Source organism: Candidatus Contendobacter odensis Run_B_J11 (genome assembly GCF_000531125.1).
GTDB classification, from domain to species: Bacteria; Pseudomonadota; Gammaproteobacteria; order Competibacterales; family Competibacteraceae; genus Contendibacter; species Contendibacter odensensis.
The window spans coordinates 1-2,942 of sequence record NZ_CBTK010000209.1; the positions used below are offsets into that span (position 1 = coordinate 1).

Here is a 2,942-nt window from a genome sequence, read left to right on the forward strand (position 1 = left end):
AGATATTGGCGTGACTGGAGTTCAGACGTGTGCTCTTCCGATCTGGGGCCGGGCAGCTTGCCAGGCGCGCACCGCGTCCAGCCGTTCCCGATCCAAGCCCCGGTCAGCCCGATGCGCGGCGCATACCCACAGGATCAAATCGGCGTCCAGCACCATTTTGCGCAGCGCCTTTTCATTCAGCAATGCAGTATCGCAACCGGGCGTATCGAAAATCAGGGCCGCGTCCAGCCCGTCGCGCTCCAGCCGGTAGGGGGTCAATGCCGCCGTAGTGTCCGGCAGCACATCGAACTTGGCGGTCAATTTGCCAAACAGCGCGTTGATCAAACTTGACTTTCCGGCATTGGATCGGCCCAGCACCACGATCCGCAGTGGTTCAGCGACCGGCGCGACAGCCGCCGCAGCCCGTTTCAGATCGCGCCGGGAAAGTGGAGTCGCGGTAACCGTTGGTTCGGCATCGGCCAGCGTCAACTGGCCGCTATAAAGCGCAATGGCGTAAAAGCCGACCTTGCGCACATATTCCCGCAATAGCCAGCGATGCAGTTCGCTCCAGGCCATGCCGTAGCTCTGCCCGCGCAGCCGCCCCCAGACTTCGCTTAACAGCGCATCAGCGGGATTGATCACCAGCCTCCCGGCCCGATACACGTTCAATAGCCGTTCAGCGGTGGCTTTCCAGCGGTAAGCGCGGATCAAATCACCTATCGTCAGGCTGTGGCTGAACGGAATTTGCGCGGTGAACGTGATCCGCAGGTCACGACTGGCCCGTTCAATGATTAGCAGAGTGTGCGGCACCGTCAGTTCCAGCAAAGGCCGTTCCACCGTCGGATGATAGTAGCGAGCCACCAGTTCCAGCGTGTTCTGCCCAAGGGTCCACAGCCGACTACCCTCGTTCAGCGGCCAATCTTCCGGCTGCATTTGGCCAGCGAGTTCCTCAACGCTGGTCCAGGCGCCATCGGCCTTCGGTGGCCAGCGCGGATCAGAATGAGTTGCCGCCCCGGCCAGCAATTGACGGTCGCGCTGGAGCAACCAGCGTTGCAGGCCGTAACCGGCGGCGCTGCATAGCACCATGGCGATCAACCATCCCGATAATACCTTGGACTGCCACAGCCACAGCATTCCGAGCGGCAACAATGCAATCAGCGGCAGCGCCCAGACCGACAGCGCCAGTAATCGCAGCCGGTCGAATCGGTTGAACAAAGTTTTCATCCGTCTTTCTCCGGTGGCTTTTTCAAAAAGTCCGCGCCCGCCGCCAACGCCTCGGCATAAACCCGGCGCAACACCTCAGCGTCCATGGGTCCCGCCTGCCGCCGGCTGGCGAAATAGTAGCCGGCAGCCTTGCCAAGCGCATAGGTAGTCGCGCCGCTGGTGGTCGCGCCCCAGACTACGCCGACCGTTTGCCCCAACCAGGGAATGAATTTGATCAATTCCCGCCCAACGGTTCGCGCCACATAGCCGACTCCGATTCCTGCACCGAGCAGGCCGAGAAATTCGGAAATCGCCCGCCGGTCCCAGTTCTGGCCGTACAAGGTGGCGAGACTGTGCAACAGCTTGGCCTGTACCGCCGGCACTCCAACTAAATCCACCAGCGGTAACGCGCCGACGCCCGCAGCAGCCAGCGCATGACCGACGATGTGAGGATGGGCGGCGCGTTCGTAGACATCACGAATGCCGGTGTCGCCTCGCAGCATCGCCTGCAAACCCAGCGTCGATATGGCTTCGATGGCCGTCCACAGCGCCTCCAAACCATAGTGGGCCGGTTCAAAGCCGTCATCGGGCAGAGTCAGGTCGAGCGGCACCCAGCGTACTGGTGCGGTGCCTGGCAGTTGACCCAACTGTTTGCGCTGCGCGGCCAGAGCGCGGGCGAGATCGATGGGAACCTGGGGTGGCAGGGGTTCGCAGTCATAGGGATACGGCAACAGGTGCCCCGCGCCGGGTGGATAGGCTTCGTGCAAGCCGGTTTGGGCAATCAGCACCGGCCATTCGGGATGACGCCGCCGCACCGCACGCAACACTTCAAACACCGCGTCCTGGCGAATGTCGGTGACTTTCATTACCCCCAGCACCAGATGCGCCTGTACTTCGCAATAGCGGATGTCTTCAGCGGGATCATAGGCCACCTCGCCCAGACCACGGGTGTCGAGAAAGCGCACTACCGGCGCTTCGGTTGGAAAGTCGTAGAACCGGGCAGTGCGGGTACAGGGTTGGAAGCCGTTGCCAATTTCGGCGGATTCGCTACCGGTCAAGGCACGGATGATCGAAGTTTTGCCGGCCTGAGTCTTGCCGGCCAACCACAGCACCGGGAGCGGCTGCCGCGCCCGCGCTTCGCGTAGCGCCGCGTTCAGCGCCGCACTATTTACCTGCGGGTTTAGCAGCGCCTCGCGCAGTTTGCGCCAATAGTCGGGCCAATGAATTAAGTCGCGGGATTTCATTTGAAAGCTCCCATTTCAGCTCTCGTTGGGTTTTCTTTACCCGCTGATCAAACGGGTGGTCGAAGGTGAATATGCAGTCCGCATCAGTTTATACCCCTGATCAAGGGTTCTTGCATTAATACACGAAAACCCATTTGGTGGAAATGATCATCAGTCGTCAATACCTGGTTGATGCCACGATTCTGCATCACTATACAAGATAGACAATCAACCAAGCCTCACTCTTTATCAGGACGTTCTCGGGATAATTGCAGGGCATGAAAATAGAGTTCCTCGGAAAGTGGAACAATTCCCACGCTTGGATCCTGTTCGAGCGATTCCAGCAGTGCAATTGCCGCTGTGCGGTAGCGAATTTTGGCAAGTGCATTACCTATCTCCAGCAAGACTGCCCGTGTAGTGATTAAGCGTATTCTCATTGATTCCAATTGATCCGCAAGCGTTAATGCTTAACGATGAAAATTGTGGCTCTCTGGTATTTCAAGGGGTCTTAAAGTATAATACTATCAATTAGTTGCC

3 protein-coding genes are annotated in these 2,942 nt (G+C 58.9%); all 3 read right to left on the minus strand.

The window, feature by feature from the left end; genetic code table 11:
• Positions 1–21: 21 nt before the first annotated feature.
• A complete protein-coding gene (locus BN874_RS12365) occupies positions 22–1,203 on the minus strand; it encodes a GTPase family protein (protein WP_051497788.1) in 1,182 nt (393 codons plus the stop codon).
• The gene (locus BN874_RS12370) at positions 1,200–2,426 is read right to left on the minus strand and encodes a YcjF family protein (protein WP_034433788.1); all 1,227 of its coding nucleotides are present in this window, start codon (positions 2,424–2,426) and stop codon (positions 1,200–1,202) included. Before BN874_RS12370 ends, BN874_RS12365 begins: the two co-directional genes overlap by 4 nt.
• A 218-nt stretch (positions 2,427–2,644) precedes the next feature.
• Positions 2,645–2,851, minus strand: a complete 207-nt coding sequence (locus BN874_RS25745; protein ID WP_268258834.1) for a hypothetical protein — start codon at positions 2,849–2,851, stop codon at positions 2,645–2,647.
• Positions 2,852–2,942: the final 91 nt, after the last annotated feature.